The organism is Sphaerisporangium sp. NPDC005288, from assembly GCF_040607475.1.
In the GTDB taxonomy this organism is placed as follows: Bacteria; Actinomycetota; Actinomycetes; order Streptosporangiales; family Streptosporangiaceae; genus Sphaerisporangium; species Sphaerisporangium rhizosphaerae.
Genome location: NZ_JBEXGT010000001.1, coordinates 282,067 through 301,772 on the forward strand (window position 1 = coordinate 282,067; position 19,706 = coordinate 301,772).

A 19,706-nucleotide genomic window follows, 5' to 3' on the forward strand; every position below is an offset into this window, starting at 1 on the left:
GGGGATAACTCGCCGCGCGCCCCGCCGGGCCGGCGGGCCGGTGTCAGAGCAGGTGAGCGGCGGGGATGTCGCCGGAGGCCACCAGGACGGCCGGGCCGGTCAGCAGGCTGGTGTTCTCTGTGAGCGTCACCGACAGCAGGCCGCCGGGAACCTCGACCGCCCAGGTGCCCAGCGGGTCGCCGCCGAGCCGGGCCGCCGCGACCGCCGCGGCCACCGCGCCGGTGCCGCAGGACGGCGTCTCGCCGGAGCCGCGCTCGTAGACCCGCATGACGACCCGGCGCTCCCCCACCGCGTTGAGCAGTTCGACGTTGACGCCCTGGGGGAACACCGCCGGGTCGAACGCCGGCGGGGCCGACAGGTCGAGCTGGGTGACCGGCTCGCCGGTGACGCAGGCCAGGTGGGGGTTGCCCATGTCGATGACGAGCCCGTCGTACTCCTTGAGGCCGATGCCGGCCTTGCTCTCGCCGAGCACCTTGGGCATGCCCATGTCGACGGTGACGTCGCCCTCGCGGTCGAGCCTTACGCGGCGGACGCCCGCCCGGGTGACGACGTCGAACTCGCCCGGATCGGCCAGGCCGGCGTCCACGAGGTAGCGCGCGAAGACCCGCAGGCCGTTGCCGCACATCTCGGCCATGCTGCCGTCGGCGTTGCGGTAGTCCATGAACCACTCGGCGGTGGTGGGGGCGCCGGCCTCGCGGGCGCGCTCGGCGATCTGCACGGCCTCGGGGCTCAGCTTGACCGGCACCACCCGAAGGACGCCGTCGCCGCCGCCGATGCCGGCCCGCCGGTCGCACAGCTCGGCGATCAGCGGGGCGTGCAGGTCGAGCCCGCCGTCACGGTCGGGGAGGATGACGAAGTCGTTCTGGGTGCCGTGGCCCTTGACGAAGCGCATGTCACCACATCCTACGCCCCGACGAGGGCCAGCGATCGTTCCAGCAGGTCCGGGGCGTCGAAGGGCAGCCAGATGACGCGGGGGTCGCGCCGGAACCACGACTGCTGGCGCCGGGCGAACCGCCGGGTGGCCCTGACGGTCTCCTCGCGGGCCTGCTCCTCGGTCCACTCTCCGTCGAGGAACCGCAGCACCTGCGCGTAGCCGAGGGCACGGCCGGCCGTGCGGCACTCGGGGAGCCCCCGCGCGGCCAGCGTCCTGACCTCCTCGACCAGCCCGGCCGCCCACATGCGGTCCACGCGGAGCGCGATGCGCTCGTCCAGCACCGGCCGCGGCACCTCGACCCCGATCTGCACGCTTTCGTACACCGCGTCGTAGGAGGGCATCGTGGCCGAGAACGGCTGCCCGGACAGCTCGATGACCTCAAGGGCGCGCACGATGCGCCGGCCGTTGCTCGCGAGCACGGCCTCGGCGGCGACCGGGTCGCGTTCTTTCAGCCGCTGGTGGAGCGCCTCGGGGCCGGCCTCGGCCAGCTCGGCCTCCAGCCTGGCGCGGATGCCCGGGTCGGTGCCGGGGAAGCGCAGGTCGTCCAGGGCCGCCCGCACGTACAGCCCGGAGCCGCCCACCAGGACCGGCACCGTGCCCCTGGCCACCATGGCGTCGATCAGCGGGCGGGCCATGCTCTGGTACTCGGCCACGCTGGCCGTCTCGGTGATGTCCCAGACGTCCAGCAGGTGGTGCGGGACGCCGCGCCGCTCGGCGAGGGTGAGCTTGGCCGTGCCGATGTCCATGCCGCGGTAGAGCTGCATGGAGTCGGCGTTGACCGCCTCGCCGCTCAGGCGCAGGGCCAGGTCCACGGCCAGGTCGGACTTGCCCGCCGCGGTCGGCCCGACGACCGCCACCACCGGAGGACGCCCGCGCCGCCGCTCGCCGTTCATCACAGCTCCCAGTCGAGGGTGGGCGGGAGATGGCCTTCGAGGGTCAGCAGCCAGCGCTTGGAGTCGACGCCGTCACCGCCGCTGAACCCGCCCAGGCCGTTGCCCGCGACGACGCGATGGCACGGCACGATGATCGGGATGGGGTTGCTTCCCATGACCGACCCGATGGCGCGGGCCGGGACGCCCGCGCCGCTGCTCACCGCCAGCTCGCCGTACGTCGTCACCTTCCCGTAGGCGACGCTCTGGTACAGCGTGCCGAGCACACGCCGCTGGAGCGCGGACATCAGGCGCCAGTCGACCGGAACCGTGAACCCGGTGAGCCGCCCGGCGAAGTAGGCGGCCAGCTCCTCGCGGGCAAGGGCGGTGCGGCCGGGGTCGTCCACCGCGCGGGCGCCGAGCCGGTCGAGGATCTCACGGCGGACCCGGTCGCCGTCCTGGAAGGCCGTGGCCGCCACGCCGTCCGGGGTGAGGGCCGCCAGCACGTCACCGAGCGGTGTCGGCACGCTGCCGAAGGCGACGTCTACCATTCGATCATGTCCATCCGCGCGTCGTCGGTCGCGGGAACGGCCCTCGCCGTCCCCCTGTCTTCACCGTAACCACACTCGGAGGCGCCCTCGTCCCGATCGGAGGGACGGCCTACCCGAGGCTCCAGCGGGCCACCAGGTATCCGACGCCGTAGGGGGCGTCGTGGTAGAGCAGTTCCCCGCGCGGCCGGGCCTCCCCGGCCGCACCGGCGAGCACCTGGAACGCCGCCCGCCCCGCCACCCACAGCTCGGCCGCCTCGGCGGCGTCCAGCGCGGCCAGGGCCCGGGCGTCCGCGCCGCCGAGTGCCCGCGCGAGCGCCTCGTCGTAGGCCTCGGCGCGTGGATCATGGTAGCCCGGGGACTTGACGGTCAGCTTGGCCGAGCCGTCGCCCATGACCAGCAGGCCCACCCGCCCGGCCCGCCCCGCCAGCTCCGCGCCCGCGCGCAGGCACTGCTGCGGCGAGGCTCCGGAGGGCACCGCCTGGTACCCGGCCACCGGGCCGGCGCCGGCCAGGTCGGCGAGCAGCCGGCCGACGGTCAGCGACAGCGGCAGGACGGGCGTCCCGGCGCCGGTGCGGACGTCGGCGCCCCAGGGGGCGAGGCTTCCCGCGGCGTCCGGGCCGTACGCGACCGGCTCGGCGATCTCCTCGGCGGCGCCGACGGCGATGAGCACGTCCGGCGCCGCCTCGGCGAGCGAACGGAGCGCCGACACGCACGCCTCCCGGAGCCCGTCCAGCTCCGGCGCGGCCGCGCCCGCGAGTTCGGGCGCGATCAGCGGAGGATGCGGGCACACGGCCGCGGCGACGAGCACAAGATCAGGCTAGCCCCGCCCGTCCACCGAGCGAGCGCCGGGGCACACACGGGCCGGCAGGTCCGCCGGGGATCCGGACCGGCCCTGACACGCGACGCGGACGGGCCGGTCACGCGCGGCGGGATCACAGCAGGCCGAGGACGGGCCGGCGTCGCGCGGGAGAACGCGGACGGGCCGGCCGGGTCCGTGGGGAACCCGGCCGGCCCGTCACGGGCGTCGGCGGCCTGGGGATCAGGTGCCGCCGAAGTCCTGGGTCCACCAGGGGCCGCCACTGCCGAAGTGCACGCCCACGCCGATGGCCTTGAGCTTGCAGTTCATGATGTTGGCGCGGTGACCGGGGCTGTTCAGCCAGCCCTGCACCACGGCCGCCGGCGTGGCCTGGCCGCGCGCGATGTTCTCGGCGAACATGTTGGAGCTGTAGCCGGCCGCCTTGATGCGGTCCCACGGGGAGCGCCCGTCGGCCGAGGTGTGGTCGAAGTACCCCTTGGCCGCCATGTCGTCGGAGTGGCCGCGGGCGGCCGCCCGCAGGTGCTCGTCGATGCGCAGCGGGCCGCAGCCCTGCTCCTGCCTGGCGGCGTTCGTCAGGCGCGCCACCTCGTTCTCGGCGGCCACGACCGACGAGGACCCGCCCGTCGACTTGGTCGGGCTCTTCGACGGCTTCGGCGTCGGCCGGGGAGACGGCTTGGCGGAGGGCCGGGGAGAGGGCCGGGGGGACGGCTTGGTCGAGGGCTTGGTCGAGGGCTTGGTCGAGGGCTTCGCGGACGGCGACGCCGAAGGCTTGGCCGACGGCGACGCGGACGGCCGGGGACCGGGGTCGTCGCCGAGCCCCGCTGACCGTCCGGGCTGCTGCGGGTAGGGCTCGACATAGCCCGCCGGACCGTCCGGGCCGGGGCCGCCGCTCTGGCCCTCGGCCTGCTGATCGGTCTTCGTGCCGGTCTGGCCGGTCATCTTCTGCTTGCTCGCGACCTTTCCGACCGGCTCGGCCTGGTCGGCGTGCGGCGCGGACTGCGTGCCGCCCTCGTCGGCCTGTCCGGAGCCGTCGGAGCCGTCGGCACCGCCGCCCGAACCGGCCGAACCCGGCGAGCCGCCGTCGCCCGAGGAGGCGTCGCCGTCGGACGCGTCGTCCGAGGTGGCGTCGTCCGCCGAGTCGTCCGTGGCGTCGTCCCCGGCCGCCGCGACGTCGCCGGAGCCCGGCCCCTGCTCGGACGAGCGCTGGCTCACCGGCTCGGACCCGCCGGTCAGCGTGATGACCCCTCCGGCGGTGACGGCGGCGGCGAGCACGGCCGCCGCGGCGCAGATGGCGAGGGTGCGCTTCCGGGAGCCCGATGGGGAGGGGGGCTCCGACGAGAGGTACTCGGGGGGCAGTGCAGAGCTGGACTCGTTGTAGCGGCCCGGCGACGGATGGTCGTGCCGATCCATGTGGTGACTCCTGCGGCCTATCGGGGGGAAAGCACTCCGGCTTCCGCGGGCGGTCGTCACACTAGCCCCATAGGACGAATTACCGCACCTCAATCACGGAAGAATCACGACTTGTCATCACTTGGACCGATCTCATGTCGAACTGTGACGCCGCGCGGCGGCGTGGCGGTGATCTTCGGAATATTGGGGCTCGGCGTGACCCTGGGAGCCGGCGCCTGCGCGCCGGGATCCTCGGCGGCACCACCCGATCCGGCTTCCCGGTCAGTGCGCGCGCAGGCCGTCCCGACACCCCGTCCGGGCTCCGGGACGGGCCCGGGTGAGCGCGCCTCGCTCGGCGGAGTTTTCGAACACCGCAAAAGAGGAGGTCAGCCGCCGTCCGTCTCCCCCGGACCGCGGCCGGACGCGCCCGAGCACGCATGGACCGAGGCGGTGCCGCCTCCCGGACGGCCGCCGGCGGCCGAAGACGGGCGCGCCCCCGAGACGAGCCGGCGCGGCGACGGAGGCCGGGCTGAGGGCGGCCCGTCGGGAAGGCATGGCGGGCGCCGTCGCGGGCGCCCGGTGACGGACGGAGGGCGGCTCCCCGACCGGCGGCCCGGCCCCCTGGAGCTCGTGGACCGTCCCAAACCTCCACCGGGAGCCCGGCAACGTCCCCGCCCCGCTCCGCCCGCGTCCCGGCGCCCGAGCGCGCCCCCCGAGCACCGCGACCAGCCAGAACCGCCCCCGGACTCACGAGCCCGCCCCGCGCCCACCCCGGCGCCGGCGCCTCCGCCCCGCCGTCCCGGCGGACCCGAGAAGCCCGGCGGGCCCGCCCGCCGGACGCCGAACCCCTGCGCCACCTTCACCGACTTCCGCAGGGACTACTGCGAACGCCTCATCCACGGCATGGCCGGCGCGGCCGGCCCGTCAACTCAGGCACGGGCGGACGACGCCCCGGCGCCCGAGGAAGGCACACGGAACACCGCGACGCCCACAGAGGACATGCGAGGCGCCGACGTGCCCGCGGAGCGCGTGCCGGGGACCGGCGAGGACGCGGTGTTGATCGTCGTGGAGGTGGGGTGAACGGGCTCGGTCAGGCGCGGCGGAGTGAGGGCATGCCGAGTGACACCGTGCCCGGGCCGCTCGCGCCGCCGCCGGTTCCGCAGGCCGCGCTCTCTCTGGCCTCCCACGCGTCGCCGGCGCGCGTGCGCCTCAGCCCCAGCGCGGGGCCGTCGGCCACCAGGTGGTGCGGCGCGGCGTAGGTGACCTCGACGGTGACCATGTCCCCCGGCCGCGGAGGAGCGGCGTCGGCGCCGCCGTCGCGCAGGGTGGGCACGAAGTGCACCAGGCGGTTGTCGGGCGCGCGGCCGGACATGCGCTGCGTCGCCTCGTCCTTGCGGCCCTCGCCCTCGGCGACCAGCACCTCCAGGGTGCGCCCCACCTGGGCCTTGTTCTCGGCCCACGAGATGTCGTTCTGCAGGGCGACCAGCCGCTCGTAGCGCTCCTGGACGACCTCCTTGGGCACCTGGCCGTCCATGGTGGCCGCGGGCGTGCCCGGCCTGATGGAGTACTGGAAGGTGAAGGCGTTGGCGAAGCGCGAGGCGCGGACGACGTCCAGGGTGGCCTGGAAGTCCTCCTCGGTCTCGCCGGGGAAGCCGACGATGATGTCGGTGGAGATCGCGGCGTCCGGCATGGCGGCGCGCACCCGCTCGATGATGCCGAGGTAGCGCTCGGCCCGGTAGGAGCGGCGCATGGCCTTCAGCACGCGGTCGGAGCCCGACTGCAGCGGCATGTGGAGCTGGTGCATGACGTTCGGCGTCTCGGCCATGGCGGCGATGACGTCGTCGGTGAAGGCCGCAGGGTGCGGGGAGGTGAAGCGCACCCGCTCCAGGCCCTCGACGTCGCCGCAGGCGCGCAGCAGCTTGCCGAAGGCGAGCCGGTCGCCGAACTCCACCCCGTAGGTGTTGACGTTCTGCCCGAGGAGCGTGATCTCAAGGACGCCGAGGTCGACCAGGGAGCGCACCTCGCCGAGGACGTCGCCGGGGCGGCGGTCCTTCTCCTTGCCGCGCAGCGCCGGGACGATGCAGAAAGTGCAGGTGTTGTTGCACCCGACCGAGACGGAAACCCACGCGGCGTAGGGCGACTCGCGCTTGGTCGGCAGGGTGCTCGGGAAGACCTCGAGCGACTCCTTGATCTCGACCTGGGCCTCCTGCGCGATGCGGGCCCGTTCGAGCAGCACCGGCAGCGAGCCGATGTTGTGGGTGCCGAAGACCACGTCGACCCACGGGGCCTTGCGGACGATCTCGCCCTGGTCCTTCTGCGCCAGGCAGCCTCCCACGGCGATCTGCATGCCCGGGTTGCGCATCTTGGCCGGCCGCAGATGGCCGAGGTTGCCGTACAGCCGGTTGTCGGCGTTCTCGCGCACGGCGCAGGTGTTGAACACGACCACGTCGGCCGTCTCGCCCTCGCCCGGGCGGACGTACCCGGCGTCCTCCAGCAGGCCGGAGAGCCGCTCTGAGTCGTGGACGTTCATCTGGCACCCGTACGTAATGACCTCGTACGTGCGGGTGCGCTCCTCGGTGACAGTCATCTCAACAGACAAGGGTAGGCGCTCCTCGCGGCCGCGCGCACGCGGAGCGCCCCGGCGCCGCCCCTCAGGCCGCCGGCGCCCCCGCGCCTGATGAATCGTTCCATCCGCCGGGGCGTCCCGTCGTGACCAGGCCGTGATGCGATCGGTACCGCCTGGTTAGTGACCAGTGCCCCGGACCACTTACGTTGTCCACCATGGAGGACAACGGGGACGCGACTCCTCTCGTCAGAGTCGAGAACGTCAACAAGAACTTCGGTGCCCTGCACGTGCTCAGGGACATCAACCTGACGGTCTCCCGGGGGGAGGTCGTCGTGGTGATCGGCCCTTCCGGGGGCGGGAAGTCGACGCTGTGCCGCGCCATCAACAGGCTGGAGACCATCGACTCGGGCACGATCGTCTTCGACGGGCAGCCGCTGCCCTCCGAGGGGAAGGCGCTGGCCCGGCTGAGATCCGACGTCGGGATGGTGTTCCAGTCCTTCAACCTGTTCGCGCACAAGACGATCCTCGAGAACGTCACCCTCGGCCCGGTCAAGGTCAGGGGCGTGCCGCGCGAGCAGGCCGAGAAGCGCGGCATGGAACTGCTCGAACGGGTGGGCATCGCCAGCCAGGCGGGCAAGTACCCCGCCCAGCTCTCGGGCGGCCAGCAGCAGCGGGTGGCCATCGCCCGCGCACTGGCGATGGACCCCAAGATGATCCTGTTCGACGAGCCCACCTCCGCCCTGGACCCCGAGATGGTCCAGGAGGTGCTCGACGTCATGATCGAGCTCGCGCGCGAGGGCATGACGATGGTGGTGGTCACCCACGAGATGGGCTTCGCCCGCCGGGCCGCCAACCGCGTCGTGTTCATGGCCGAGGGCCAGATCGTGGAGGAGAACACCCCCGACGAGTTCTTCACCAATGCCCGCACGGACAGGGCCAAGGACTTCCTGTCCAAGATCCTGACACACTGACCTGGGCCGTGGACGCGCACGGGCGGCCCGTACGGCAGGCGGCACGGGGCCGCCGCGCCGCCGCACTCCAAGATCGCCCGAGCGAGCACCTAACGTCTCGCGATCACGGGTCGGCAAGGTGGGGCGAGGAAGCCCGTCCGTCCGCACGTCGCCCGTGCGAGAACCGCTCGTCCGCACGCACCGCCGGTCACGCCGTTCCGCACCTGGAACACCGCAGGTCACGCTGTTCGCACGTCACGCTGTTCGCATGTCAGGCACGTCGCACGTCGCGCTCGTCACGCTGTTACGCACGTCACCAAGAAAGCTGAGGTACACGCATATGCGTTCACGACGGTTCGGGGCCCTGCTCCTGTCCGCCGCGGCACTGGCCGGCAGCCTCGCCGCCTGCGGCAACAGCGGCCCGACGACGGCTCTCCAGAAGGCCAAGGACGACAAGAAGCTCACCATCGGCGTCAAGTACGACCAGCCGGGCATGGGCCTGAAGAAGCCGGACGGCACGGTCGAGGGCTTCGACGTCGACGTGGCCACCTACCTGGCCGGCAAGCTCGGCGTCCCGCCGGAGGGCATCACCTGGAAGGAGGCGCGTTCGGCCAACCGCGAGACCTTCCTCCAGCAGGGCCAGGTCGACATGATCGTCGCCACCTACTCGATCACCGAGGCGCGCAAGCCCAAGGTGACCTTCGCCGGCCCGTTCTACATCGCCCACCAGGACACGCTGGTGCGCGCCGACGACTCCTCGATCAACTCCCTGGACACCCTCAAGGGCAAGCGCATCTGCCAGGTCAGCGGCTCCAACTCCTGGAAGAACATCGCCGAGGGCACCAACAAGGAGAACAAGAAGGTCGACGTCCAGCTCGTCCCGGCCGGCGCCTACGACGAGTGCATCACCAAGCTCAAGGGCAACGCGATCGACGCGGTGACCACCGACGACATGATCCTGGCCGGCTACGCCAAGCGTGAGGGCTCCTCGCTCAAGGTCACCGGCGCCCCGTTCACCGACGAGAAGTACGGCGTCGGCCTGAAGAAGGGCGACAAGGAGACCTGCGAGGCCGTCAACAAGGCCATCACCGAGATGTACTCCGACGGGACGATCCAGAAGCTGTTCGACAAGCACTTCTCGGGCACCGGTCTGAAGTTCACCGCGACCGGCGCGCCGCCTGCCGAGGGCTGCAGCTGATCCCCTGTCCACGCGCCGGTGAGGTCACCTCACCGGCGCTCCCCGTCTCCGGTGGAGCCCGATGGAATCGATTCTCGACTTCAGCCCCCTCGTCGAACAGTTCGGCACGATCCTCACCGGTTTCTGGTCGACGATCCGCCTGACCCTGATGAGCGCGATTTTGGCGCTGATCCTCGGCACGGTCCTGGTCGCGATGCGGGTGTCCCCCACGCCCGTGCTCCGCGCCGCCGGGACGATCTACGTCAACACCCTGCGCAACACCCCTCTCACGCTGGTACTGCTGCTGTGCGCGCTCGGCCTTAGCGACACCCTGCAACTGTCGCTGTCGGGTGACTCGGCCACCAACTACTACTGGTGGGCGACGCTCGGCCTGTCTGCCTACACCGCCGCGTTCGTCTGCGAGGCGCTGCGGGCCGGCATCAACACCGTGCCCTCCGGCCAGGCGGAGGCCGCCCGCGCGATCGGGCTGACCTTCACCCAGTCGCTGCGCATGGTCGTGCTCCCGCAGGCGTTCCGCTCGGTGATCGCGCCGCTCGGCAGCATCCTGATCGCGCTCACCAAGAACACCACCATCGTGATCGTCGCCGGCTACATCGAGGCGTCGGCGGTCATGAAGCAGATGTTCGACGACTACGGGGGCACGCTGCCGATCTTCCTCGGGTTCGCCGCCGGGTACATGGTCCTCACCCTGCCCACCGGGTTCTTCTTCGGCTGGCTGGCCAAGCGGATGGCGGTGGCCCGATGAGCACGAGCGTCCTGTTCGACGTCCCCGGCCCCCGGGCCCGGCTGCGCAACAACGTCCTGACCCTCCTGTCGGCCGTCGTGGTGCTCGGCATCGCCTACCTGCTGATCAAGGGACTGACCGACAAGGGACAGTTCGCCGGGCGGCTGTGGGAGCCGTTCCTGCGACTGGACGTGTGGACCGGGCAGATCCTCCCCGGCCTGCTCGCCACGCTCCAGGCCGCGATCGTCTCGGCCGTGCTCGCGCTGGTCTTCGGCGTCGTCTTCGGGCTCGGCAGGCTGTCCGACCATGCCTGGATCCGCAGGCCGGCGGGCGCGGTCGTGGAGTTCTTCCGCGCCATCCCGCTGCTGCTGCTCATCTTCTTCGCCCAGGCCGGGCCGGCGACCATGAGCGGCTACACCATCAGCGTGCCGGCGTTCGCCGCCGTGGTCGTCGGCCTGACGCTGTACAACGGGTCGGTGCTCGCCGAGGTGTTCCGCGCGGGCATCCAGGCCGTGCCGAAGGGCCAGTCGGAGGCCGGGTACGCCCTCGGGCTGCGCAAGGGCGGCGTCATGCGGCTCATCCTGCTGCCGCAGGCCACCACGGCGATGATGCCGGCCATCGTCAGCCAGATGGTCGTCCTGCTCAAGGACACCGCGCTCGGCTGGGTCATCGCCTACGAGGAACTGCTCAACTTCGGGCTCAAGCAGATCCCGGCCAACTTCGGCAACCTCATCCCGAGCGCGATCGTCATCTCGCTGGTGTACATCGCGATCAACCTGGCGCTGAGCTACCTCGCCAACGTGCTCGAGCGGCGCAGCAGGCGCAGCCGCCGTACGAGCGCGGGCGTCGTCACCGCCCCGGCGGCGGTCGGCGTCGGGGTCGAGACCGGAGTCTGACCCGCCTTCGCCGACGGCCGGGGTCCCCTGCGGACCCCGGCCGTTCGCGTTCCTCCGTCCCAGGTACGTCGGACGGGGGAAAACATCCCGCCCCGGCGTGCTTTGCGGCGATACGTGAAACACGATCAGTGGCGTAGCCGCCACGCGGAGCGGGGTTTTCCGGCAGGATGCGGCTATGCCCCCCGATCGCACGTCCGGGCACCCGCAGTCGCCGTTCGGTGCCTGGCCCTCGCCGATCTCCACCGCCGACGTCGTCCGCTACGGACTGCGTCCCGGATACCCCACCGCGCACTCCGGACAGATCTGGTGGGAGGAGGACCGCCCCACAGAGGGCGGGCGGCGCACCCTGGTCCACCACGCGGCGGGCGGCGCCCGGCGCGAGCTGCTCAGCCCGCCCTGGGACGCCCGCACCCGCGTCCACGAGTACGGCGGACGTTCCTACGCCGTGGCGCCAGGGGTCGGCGTCGTGTTCGCCGGCCACGCCGACCAGCGGCTCTACCTGGTCCGCGACGACGGCTCCGGTCCGGCGCGCGAGCCGGTGGCGATCACCCCCGAGCCGGACGCGCCCGCCGCCCTGCGCTACGCCGACCTCACCGTGCACGGCGACGAGGTGTGGTGCGTCCAGGAGCGCCACGCCGGCGGCGGGAAGGTCGTGCGGTCCATCGTCTCGATCCCCCTGCGCGACGGCGGTGAGCCCCGGCAGCGCGTCGCGGGCAGCGACTTCTACGCCTCTCCCTCCATCTCGCCCGACGGCGAGCACCTCGCCTACATCTGCTGGGACCACCCCCGCATGCCCTGGACCGGCACCGAACTCCGGGTCACCCGGCTCGCCGACGGCGCCTCGCGTCAGATCATGGGCGGCGCCGCGGAGTCCGTGCTCGCCCCCCGCTGGAAGGACGCCTCCACGCTGTACGCCCTGTCCGACCGGTCGGGGTGGTGGAACCTGTACGAGATCGGCGGCGGCGCGGCGCGCCCGCTCTACCCGGCCGAGGAGGAGTTCGCGTGGGCGCCCGCCGAGCTCGGCGGCGCCCCGTACGCCGTGCTGGCCGACGGCAGGCTCGCCGTTCTACACGGCAGGCCCGACCTGCGGCTCGGTGTGCTCGACCCGCGCACCGGCGTGCTCACCGACCTCGACCTGCCCTACGACGGCTGGGTGCCGTGCCTCAGCGCCGACGGAGCCACCGTGTGCGGCGTCGCCTACGGGGCGCGGGTGCCCCGGTCGGTGGTGCGGGTCGACACCGCCACGGGCCTCGCCGAGAGCGTGCGCAGCGACACCGGCGCGCTGCCCGACCCCGCCTACCTGCCGTCCTGCCGGCCGGTGGAGATCCGCGGCCGTTCGGGACGGCGGGTGCACGCCTACGTGTACCCGCCCGCCAACCCCACGGTGAGCGTCGGGGAGGCCGCGCCGCCGTATGTGGTGTTCGTCCACGCGGGCCCCGCCTCCCACGCCACCTCGGCCCTGGACCTGCGCAAGGCGTTCTTCACCAGCAGGGGCATCGGCATCATCGACGTCAACCACGGCGGCTCCACCGGGTACGGCCGCGCCTACCGCGACCGGCTGCGGGGCCACTGGGGCGTTATCGACGTGGAGGACACCATCGCCGCCGCCGAGTGGCTCCTGTCGGACGGGCACGCCGACCCGGCCCGCATCGCCGTCAGGGGGGTCGGCGCGGGCGGCTGGACCACCATGGCGGCCTGCTGCTCCTCCGGGCTGTTCTGCGGCGGCGTGGCGATCGCCGGCGTCAGCACCCTGGGGCCACTGGCCTCCTCGACGCACGACTTCGAGTCGCGGTACGCCGAGTGGCTCGTCGGCCCGGCGGACCCTCTGCTGCACGCCTCGCGCGAGCCGCTGGCGCGGAGCGGTCAGATCGACTGCCCGATGCTGCTGCTGCAGGGCCAGGACGACCCCGTGGTGCCGCCGGCGCAGTCGGAGGCGTTCGTGGCCGCGCTGAACGAGCGCGGGGTGCCGTGCGTCTACCTGGCCTTCGAGGGCGAGGGGCACGAGTTCCGCAGAGCCGAGACCAAGAGCGCCGCGCTCGCCGCCGAGCTGTCCTTCTATCAGCGCCTGTTCCGCCTCTGACCTTCCCGCCGGCGTCCGTCCCCGTCTCAGGGGCCCCTCCACGTGAGCGGAGCCGGTTCGGCGGGCACGGAGTCAGCGGGTACGGAGTCAGCGGGCACGAGGCCGGAACTGCCCAGATCACCGCGGCCCGGCCGGCGGGCGAAAGCCGGCGCGGTCGAGGCCGGCGCGGTCGAGGTCAGCGGGCGAACTCGGTGGCGCGCGACTCGCGGACGACGGTGATGCGGATCTGACCCGGGTAGGTCAGCTCCTCCTCCACCTGCTTGGCGACGTCGCGGGCGATCACCTGCGCCTGGATGTCGTCGATGGCCTCCGGGCGCACCATGACCCTGATCTCGCGGCCGGCCTGCATCGCGAAGACCTTCTCGACCCCGTCGTAGGACTGCGCGATCTCCTCCAGGCGCTCCAGGCGCTTGACGTAGGCCTCCAGCGACTCCCTGCGCGCGCCGGGACGGCTGCCGCTGATCGCGTCGGCGGCCTGGGTCAGCACCGCCTCGACCGTGCGGACCTCGACCTCGTTGTGGTGCGCCTCGATGGCGTGCACGACGTCCTCGTGCTCGCCGTAGCGCCGGGCGATCTCGGCGCCGATGAGGGCGTGGCTGCCCTCGACCTCGTGGGTGAGCGCCTTGCCGATGTCGTGCAGCACCGTGCAGCGCTTGAGCAGCATCGGGTCCAGACGCAGCTCGGAGGCCATGATGCCGGCGATGTGCGCCGACTCGATGAGGTGCTTGAGGACGTTCTGCCCGTAGGAGGTGCGGTAGCGGAGCTGGCCGAGCAAGGTGATGAGCTCGGGATGCATGTCGGTGATGCCGAGCTCGACCAGCGCGTCCTCGCCGGCCCGGACGCACAGGTCCTTGACCTCCTCCTTGCTGCGCTCGTAGGCCTCCTCGATGCGCTGGGGATGGATGCGGCCGTCCAGGACGAGCTTCTCCAGCGTGAGCCGCGCCGTCTCGCGCCGCACCGGGTCGAAGCAGGACAGCAGCACGGCCTCGGGAGTGTCGTCGATGATCAGGTTGACGCCGGTGGTGGACTCGAAGGCCCGGATGTTGCGACCCTCGCGGCCGATGATGCGGCCCTTCATCTCGTCGCCGGGCAGGTGCAGCACGCTGACCACCGACTCGGCGGTCTGCTCGGTGGCCACCCGCTGCACGGCCAACGTGACGATCTTGCAGGCGCGCTTCTCGCCCTCTTTGCGGGCCTCGCCCTCGATCTCGCGGACGATCAGCGCCGCCTCGCGCTTGGCCTGGTTCTCGATGGTCATCACCAGCTCGGCCTTGGCCTGATCGGCGGTCAGCCCGGCGACCCGCTCGAGCACCTCGCGGCGCTTGTCCTCGACGTGGTCGAGCTCGGCGCGGCGGTCGGCGAGCTGGGACTCGGTCTCGGCGAGCTCCCTGCCGCGCTCGGCCTGCCTGCGGGCCTCCTCGTCCAGACGCTGCTCGCGCTCGGCCAGGCGGTTCTCGCGGCGCTCGAGGTCGGACCTGAGCTCCTTCAGCTCGTGCTTGAGGGAACGGGTCTCATCTTCGACCTCCTTGCGCATCCGCAGGGCGCCCTCGGCGGCGACCTCGGCCCGGCGGAGCATCTCCCCGGCGTCCGACTCGGCCTTCACGCGGATCTCGACGCCTTCGCGGCGGGCCTGCTCCAGCTCGGACTGGACGTCGGCGATCTCCTCGGCGGTGGGCCCCCGCGTGCCGGACCGGCCGGCACCGGTGCGGCGTATCAGCACGACGAGCGTGACAATCGCGACAAGCGCCAGCAGGACAACGGCTATCGCCAGCATGATCACGACTGTCGAACCCATGCGCGCCCACCCCTCCTCGCGTCGCGAGCTTCAGCACGCGAGGGTTACACGCACAGCACGGACCAGCCCGACCGGGCGATCCTGGTCAGACGAATATGTCCAACGCGTCGGCGCCAAGGCGCCGGTCCGCTGGGTGTGATCGGTCTTGATCGTCCGTCGTGCACCGTTATGGCAATCCGCACTGCGCGGAGTAACTCCTCACTGTGGTCGAGATTAAGCGTCAGAGAGGTAACGAGCAAGCAAAGTCCGCCCGTCAAGCCAGTTTTGTCCTCTCACAGGAACGGGCGCTCGACGGCGCCGCGCCGGATTTATCCCGATATGCAGCGGTAAGTAGTGAAAACGATCTTCTGTCGAGTGACGGAGGTCTCCTTGGTGGTCCGTCTGGTCCTCGGCCCGATTCGGGAGATTTTCCGGGCGTCCGGCACGATCCGGGGACGCCGGGGTATGGGGCGGCCATGGTACAGATCGGTTACTCGCTGATGTGCGAGCAGACACCGCCCAAGCGGCTCGTCGAGGACGCCGTCGCCGCCGAGCGCGCGGGGTTCGACTACGAGACCATCTCCGACCACTACTTCCCGTGGCTGGAGGACATGGACCACTCCCCTTACGCCTGGTCGGTGCTGGGAGCGGTGGCGAACGCCACCGAGCGCATCCCCTTCATGACCTACGTCACCTGCCCGATCATGCGCTACCACCCCGCCGTGGTGGCACAGAAGGCCGCGACGATGGGCGCGCTGTCGGACGAGCGGTTCACCCTCGGCCTCGGCGCGGGCGAGCACCTCAACGAGCACGTCGTCGGGCGGGGCTGGCCGCCGGTCAACATCCGCCACGAGATGTTCGGCGAGGCCATCGAGATCATCCAGGCCCTGTTCGGCGGCGAGTACGTCAGCTACCGCGGCGACCACTTCACGATCGACTCCGCCAAGCTGTACGACCTGCCCGCCGAGCCGGTGCCCGTCGGCATCGCCGCCTCGGGGGCGCAGTCGGTGGACCTCGCGGCCGAGTACGGCGACGCGCTCATCGCCGTCCAGCCCGACGCCGACCTGGTGTCCCGCTTCCACGCCACCGGCGGCGCCGGCAAGCCCGTGTACGGCCAGCTCGCGGTCTCCTACGACACCGACGTCCAGGCCGCCACCGAACGGGCCCACCGGCTCTGGAAGTGGTTCTCAGCCGGGTGGAAAGTGCTCTCAGAGCTGCCCGGTCCGGTGAACTTCGAGGCCTATGCGCAGTTCGTCCGCCCGGAGGACGTGACGAAGAACGTCCCGTGCGGCTCCGACATCGACGCGGTCGTCCGCGCCGTCAAGGAGTTCACCGACGCCGGCTTCACCCACGTGGCCCTGGTGCAGATCGGCGCGGACCACCAGCGCGAGTTCCTCGCCTGGGCCGAGAAAGAACTCCTCCCAGCCCTCCGCGACCTCAACTGATCAGCCGCCCGAGATCGAGGTCGACATCCACCTCGAACCCGATCGAGGTTCGCAGCCGCTTGCGATGGATACCCGTCGGGACATAAGCCCTCACGGCCGGCTCCAGCTCGAAGGTGTAGACGACCGGCGCCTCATCTTCCTGCTCGATCCGCCAGAGGAACCGGATGCCGGCGTTGGAGTATTTGATCGGTTTGGTCGTGCGGTCTCGCTCGGCGGACTCCGGCGACACCACTTCGACGATCAGGTGAACGTCCTCCGGCCTGAACGACGTCGTCGCGAGGCTCGTCATCGCCGTGCGCTTGACCAGGAGGATGTCAGGCTCCGGACGTTGCCGGAGACCAAGGGTCACGCTCATCTGCCGCGCCACGACCAGATCGTCGGGCGGGTCGAGCTCACGCTCGAGAAGCCGGAGCATGAGCATGCGGAAGGCGCTCTGCGGCGACAGCATGATGAGTGATCCATCGATCAGTTCGACGTGCCGGGGCGCGCCGGGAGGAAGATGATCGAGCATGTCGGCCGTCCAGCCGCCGGGCGGCCCCGGATAGGACCAGTCGGGAAGCGCCGTCGACATCTGGTTCCCCCCCACCTCCGCGATCACGTGGCGCTACCATCCTGCCACGGATCGTTACAGCGGGTCACTCCAAGACATCCGGGAGGTCACCCGTCGGCGCAGCGGGTCACTCGAAGGCGTCGGGGAGGTCGTCCGTGGGGTGGCCTTCGCTTTCGAGGGCCTCACGGACGACGCGGTAGGCGAGGCCGCCGGAATAGCCCTTGCGGGCGAGCATGCCGGCGAGCCGCCGCACCCGCGCGGCCGGTTCGAGGTGACGGGTGCCGGAGAGCTTGCGGGCGACGAGCCGGCGCGCGGTCTCCAGCTCCTGGTCGGGGTCGAGCTGGTCGACGGCGTCGCGCACGGTCTCTTCGTCCACGCCCCGGGTGCGCAGCTCGGCGGCGAGCGCTCGCCGGGCCAGCCCCCGCCCGGCATGCCGTGAGGTGACCCACGCCTCCGCGAACGCCTCGTCGTCGATCAGGCCGACATCGGAGAAGCGGGCGAGAACGGCCTCCGCCGCCTCGTCGGGAATGTCGCGCTTGCGCAGCGCGTCGGCGAGTTGGGCGCGCGTGCGGGGCGCCAGCGTCAGCAGCCGCAGACAGACCGCCCGAGCAACCGCCTGCGGATCCGCCGCCGGCCCCTCAGCGGCCGGCGACCCCTCGACCGGCCCGTCGAACCCCTTCCACCGAGCCGACCCCCTGTCCCGCCGTGAGCCCTCCCGCCCCCGGGCCGAACGCCCACCCGGACGGCCGCCGAACACCTCACTCTCCGATGCCCCATGGGACGAGAGACCGTCGTGAAGACCGGACCCCCCGTGAGACGGGAAGCCGTCGTGGGGATCCGGCGCCCAGAGGGGGGCGCCGGTGTCACCGGCCGGGAAGTCGCCTTGGTCGCCCCGGCCGCCTCGGCGGCGACGGCGGGCGGGCTTGCCGGCCGCCTCGTCTTCGACCCAGGCACCCCAGTCTCCCGGCCGTAGCCGGCCGGGTTCGTCGTCGCGCGCGGGCATCGCGGATCAGCTCGGATCGAACATCGACGCGGCGGATCGGCTAGAGACAGGCGTCGGCCTCGAAACAGGCGTCAGCATGACAAGGCGGCTCGGATCAGGCATCGGCATGGCGGATCGGCTCGATCAGACGTCGCCCGGCTTGGGCGCCTTGGAGCCGCGCCCGGACGGGGCGGCAGCGGCGGGGACCGGAGGCGCGGCAGGCTCGACCGGGGTGTCGAGGCGAGGACCGACGCCGAGCTTCTCCTTGATCTTCTTCTCGATCTCGTTGGCGATGTCGGGGTTGTTCTTCAGGAAGTTGCGGGCGTTCTCCTTGCCCTGGCCGAGCTGGTCGCCCTCGTAGGTGTACCAGGCGCCGGCCTTGCGGACGAAGCCGTGCTCGACGCCCATGTCGATCAGGCCGCCCTCGCGGGAGACGCCGAAGCCGTAGAGGATGTCGAAGTCGGCCACCCGGAAGGGCGGGGCCATTTTGTTCTTGACGACCTTGACCCGGGTGCGGTTGCCGACCGGCTCGGTGCCGTCCTTGAGCGTCTCGATGCGGCGGACGTCCAGGCGGATGGAGGCGTAGAACTTCAGCGCCTTGCCGCCGGTCGTGGTCTCGGGCGAGCCGAACATGACGCCGATCTTCTCGCGGAGCTGGTTGATGAAGATGGCGGTCGTGCTGGTGTTGTTGAGGGCGCCGGCCACCTTGCGCAGGGCCTGCGACATGAGGCGGGCCTGCAGGCCGACGTGGCTGTCGCCCATCTCGCCCTCGATCTCGGCCTTGGGCACCAGGGCCGCCACCGAGTCGATGACCACGAGGTCGATCGCGCCGGAGCGGATCAGCATGTCGGTGATCTCGAGGGCCTGCTCGCCGGTGTCGGGCTGGGAGACCAGCAGGGCGTCGGTGTCGACGCCGAGCTTGCGGGCGTACTCGGGGTCGAGGGCGTGCTCGGCGTCGATGAACGCCGCGATGCCGCCGGCCCGCTGGGCGTTGGCGACGGCGTGCAGCGCCACGGTGGTCTTACCGCTGGACTCGGGACCGTAGATCTCGACGATGCGCCCGCGGGGGTAGCCGCCGATGCCGAGAGCGACATCGAGTGCGATGGCCCCGGTGGGGATCACCTCGATGGGAGCTCGGGCGTCATCGCCGAGGCGCATGACAGAGCCCTTGCCGAACTGCCGCTCGATTTGGGCGAGCGCGGTCTCAAGGGCCTTCTCGCGGTCGTTGGCTGCCATGGAGTGCCCCCCTGGAGGGTGAGTCGAAGTCGTTTCCGTCGCTGGCAAGCTACGGGGTGCCACCGACAATTTCCCGGAACGGGCCCAGGGCGCCGGCGGCGCCGGCATGCCCAATATAGCCGAACGACTGTTCGATCACAGCTCAACGGCACGGTCCTCATCCGACTGGCACCTGTGTCAGGGCCTGGCGACGGGGGTGGGCAGCCATGCCGGGCCGCACACCTGCTTGCGGGGTGGGCTCATTCGATGCTCTGGTGACGGCTCGGCCCGGTCAGGTGGGCCGACGGTCGCGAGGAAGCGGGCGCGGCGTGGTCGTCGTCGACATGCTCAGCTCAGAGATGGTGAGCGCAGCTCGCGAGTCGGTCAGCTGCCCAGCCGGGTCGGGTCAGCGCAGCCGGGAGTCGACGTCGGTGACTCCGCAGACCGCGCGCCACACGTCCTTGGCGGACTCGCCGTCGGCGAGGGCCTGGAGCACGGTGCGGCCGCCCAACTCGGCGATGACGTAGTCACGCGCCCAGGACTCGGCGTACATCTCGCCGAAATGGCGGTTCATCCGGCTCCAGAAGTCCGTCAAGCGCATGGTCCCAGTATGGTCCCCGGCCCGCCGTGCCCACGTCGCCCCGTAGCCTGCGGCCCGCCGTACCAAGGCCACCCCCGTAGCCTCCGGCGCGACGTGCCAGACCGCCCGTGGTTCCCGGCCCGCCTGGCTGCGCCGGTCGTGGTGGGGGGGCCGGAGTGTTCGCGC

General features: G+C 71.8%; 17 protein-coding genes. 6 read left to right on the plus strand and 11 right to left on the minus strand.

Features of this window, described 5'->3' with window-relative positions; genetic code table 11:
- Positions 1-43 precede the first annotated feature (43 nt).
- The 6 genes from dapF to miaB all read right to left on the minus strand — a co-directional run bounded on the left by dapF (position 44) and on the right by miaB (position 7,147).
- Entirely contained in the window at positions 44-892 is an 849-nt protein-coding gene (gene dapF, locus ABZU32_RS01180; RefSeq protein WP_354915461.1) for a diaminopimelate epimerase, read from the minus strand.
- 11 nt (positions 893-903) lie between these two features.
- On the minus strand, positions 904-1,827 hold the full coding sequence (gene miaA / locus ABZU32_RS01185; protein ID WP_354915464.1) for a tRNA (adenosine(37)-N6)-dimethylallyltransferase MiaA: 924 nt from the start codon (positions 1,825-1,827) through the stop codon (positions 904-906).
- On the minus strand, positions 1,827-2,354 hold the full coding sequence (locus ABZU32_RS01190) for a methylated-DNA--[protein]-cysteine S-methyltransferase (protein WP_354835125.1): 528 nt from the start codon (positions 2,352-2,354) through the stop codon (positions 1,827-1,829). Before ABZU32_RS01190 ends, miaA begins: the two co-directional genes overlap by 1 nt.
- Before the next feature lie 109 nt (positions 2,355-2,463).
- Positions 2,464-3,162, minus strand: a complete 699-nt coding sequence (locus ABZU32_RS01195) for a hypothetical protein (protein WP_354915466.1) — start codon at positions 3,160-3,162, stop codon at positions 2,464-2,466.
- A gap of 231 nt (positions 3,163-3,393) precedes the next feature.
- Positions 3,394-4,581 (minus strand): CAP domain-containing protein, encoded by a 1,188-nt coding sequence (locus ABZU32_RS01200; RefSeq protein ID WP_354915469.1) that lies wholly within the window; start codon positions 4,579-4,581, stop codon positions 3,394-3,396.
- 1,069 nt (positions 4,582-5,650) lie between these two features.
- The gene (gene miaB / locus ABZU32_RS01205) at positions 5,651-7,147 is read right to left on the minus strand and encodes a tRNA (N6-isopentenyl adenosine(37)-C2)-methylthiotransferase MiaB (protein WP_354915472.1); all 1,497 of its coding nucleotides are present in this window, start codon (positions 7,145-7,147) and stop codon (positions 5,651-5,653) included.
- 194 nt (positions 7,148-7,341) lie between these two features.
- Here miaB and ABZU32_RS01210 point away from each other — a divergent pair, with 194 nt between their 5' ends.
- The 5 genes from ABZU32_RS01210 (at position 7,342) to ABZU32_RS01230 (ending at position 12,974) form a co-directional block, all read left to right on the plus strand.
- Complete coding sequence (locus ABZU32_RS01210) at positions 7,342-8,097, plus strand: amino acid ABC transporter ATP-binding protein (protein WP_354835133.1); 756 nt, start codon at positions 7,342-7,344, stop codon at positions 8,095-8,097.
- 319 nt (positions 8,098-8,416) lie between these two features.
- Positions 8,417-9,274, plus strand: a complete 858-nt coding sequence (locus tag ABZU32_RS01215) for a glutamate ABC transporter substrate-binding protein (RefSeq protein ID WP_354835135.1) — start codon at positions 8,417-8,419, stop codon at positions 9,272-9,274.
- A 61-nt stretch (positions 9,275-9,335) separates the two neighbouring features.
- Positions 9,336-10,019 carry an amino acid ABC transporter permease gene (locus ABZU32_RS01220; protein WP_354915475.1) on the plus strand — a complete coding sequence of 228 codons (684 nt, stop codon included), beginning with the start codon at positions 9,336-9,338 and terminating at the stop codon, positions 10,017-10,019.
- Positions 10,016-10,894: an amino acid ABC transporter permease gene (locus ABZU32_RS01225; protein WP_354915478.1), complete on the plus strand. Its 879-nt coding sequence runs from the start codon at positions 10,016-10,018 to the stop codon at positions 10,892-10,894. Before ABZU32_RS01220 ends, ABZU32_RS01225 begins: the two co-directional genes overlap by 4 nt.
- A gap of 175 nt (positions 10,895-11,069) precedes the next feature.
- Positions 11,070-12,974: a prolyl oligopeptidase family serine peptidase gene (locus tag ABZU32_RS01230; protein ID WP_354915481.1), complete on the plus strand. Its 1,905-nt coding sequence runs from the start codon at positions 11,070-11,072 to the stop codon at positions 12,972-12,974.
- A 175-nt stretch (positions 12,975-13,149) separates the two neighbouring features.
- On the opposite strand, the gene rny is transcribed toward ABZU32_RS01230, so the two are convergent.
- Positions 13,150-14,769 carry a ribonuclease Y gene (rny, locus tag ABZU32_RS01235; protein ID WP_354915484.1) on the minus strand — a complete coding sequence of 540 codons (1,620 nt, stop codon included), beginning with the start codon at positions 14,767-14,769 and terminating at the stop codon, positions 13,150-13,152.
- Between the two features lie 455 nt (positions 14,770-15,224).
- Between rny and ABZU32_RS01240 the strand changes: the two genes are divergently transcribed.
- On the plus strand, positions 15,225-16,193 hold the full coding sequence (locus ABZU32_RS01240; RefSeq protein WP_354915487.1) for a TIGR03557 family F420-dependent LLM class oxidoreductase: 969 nt from the start codon (positions 15,225-15,227) through the stop codon (positions 16,191-16,193).
- Here the strand turns inward: ABZU32_RS01240 and ABZU32_RS01245 are convergent.
- The 4 genes from ABZU32_RS01245 to ABZU32_RS01260 all read right to left on the minus strand — a co-directional run bounded on the left by ABZU32_RS01245 (position 16,186) and on the right by ABZU32_RS01260 (position 19,541).
- On the minus strand, positions 16,186-16,791 hold the full coding sequence (locus ABZU32_RS01245) for a Uma2 family endonuclease (protein WP_354915490.1): 606 nt from the start codon (positions 16,789-16,791) through the stop codon (positions 16,186-16,188). The two genes, ABZU32_RS01240 and ABZU32_RS01245, sit on opposite strands and share 8 nt — an antisense overlap.
- A gap of 79 nt (positions 16,792-16,870) precedes the next feature.
- On the minus strand, positions 16,871-17,746 hold the full coding sequence (gene recX / locus ABZU32_RS01250) for a recombination regulator RecX (RefSeq protein ID WP_354915493.1): 876 nt from the start codon (positions 17,744-17,746) through the stop codon (positions 16,871-16,873).
- Between the two features lie 123 nt (positions 17,747-17,869).
- A complete protein-coding gene (recA, locus tag ABZU32_RS01255) occupies positions 17,870-18,961 on the minus strand; it encodes a recombinase RecA (RefSeq protein ID WP_354835149.1) in 1,092 nt (363 codons plus the stop codon).
- A gap of 385 nt (positions 18,962-19,346) precedes the next feature.
- A complete protein-coding gene (locus tag ABZU32_RS01260; RefSeq protein WP_354835151.1) occupies positions 19,347-19,541 on the minus strand; it encodes a DUF3046 domain-containing protein in 195 nt (64 codons plus the stop codon).
- Positions 19,542-19,706: the final 165 nt, after the last annotated feature.